1 pseudogene is annotated in these 683 nt (G+C 74.5%); it reads right to left on the bottom strand.

Annotation, left to right across the window (positions count from 1 at the left end):
* Window positions 1–270, bottom strand: a pseudogene (locus EF903_RS33425) (hypothetical protein); the annotation flags it as partial.
* Window positions 271–683 lie beyond the last annotated feature (413 nt).

Genomic DNA, 683 nt, shown 5'->3' with positions numbered 1-683 from the left:
GCTGTCGCCGGTGATGCTGCGGACGGCGCCCTGGAGCTGCTCCTCGGAGACCGACACGACCTGGGAGGGGATGCAGCCGGCGTGCGCGAAGGCGAGGACTGCGGTCTCGTCGCCGACGAACAGGACGGTGCTCGTGGGGTCGGTCTCGGGGTCCCCGGGGGTCCGGCAGGAGGTGCAGTCGTAGCTGCGCGGTGCGTCGTCGCCGGTGAGCAGCCTCTCGGCTTCTTCGTCACCGATCTCGGCACGTACCTCATCACTGACGTCGAGCATGCGGGGCACGGGGTGGCTCCTCGGGCTAGGCGAGCGGGGGGCCGGGCGGTTCCCGGCCTGCCGGGATCAACGGCGGATCGGTGGCCGGGGTCACGCCGTTTGAGGGAACGGAATCGAACCCGGCGGCCAGAGGGGTGAACGGTCCGACCAAGGCTTCGCTTCGGTGCCAACGGATGCCGGTTCGTGTCCAGTTGGTGTCCGGTCGTGGCCGTTTCCGCGGCGGAGGTGCGTCCGCCGACCGGGTGGGGCGGCGGACGGGCCGCGTGGCGCGGGCGGCCGGCGGGTCGGGGCTGCGTAGCGTGACCCGGTGCACGACCCCCGGATCCGGCGGGCCGCCGCGGCGGCCGCAGCCGCCGCCGCGCTGGCTCTCGTCCTCGTACTCCCCCCGGGAGCCGGCGCGGCCCCTCCTCCGC

Source organism: Streptomyces sp. WAC05292 (assembly GCF_003949955.1).
Lineage (GTDB): Bacteria > Actinomycetota > Actinomycetes > Streptomycetales > Streptomycetaceae > Streptomyces > Streptomyces globosus.
The sequence above is the reverse complement of the archived record's forward strand: the minus strand, read 5'-3'. Positions and strand labels throughout refer to the sequence as shown.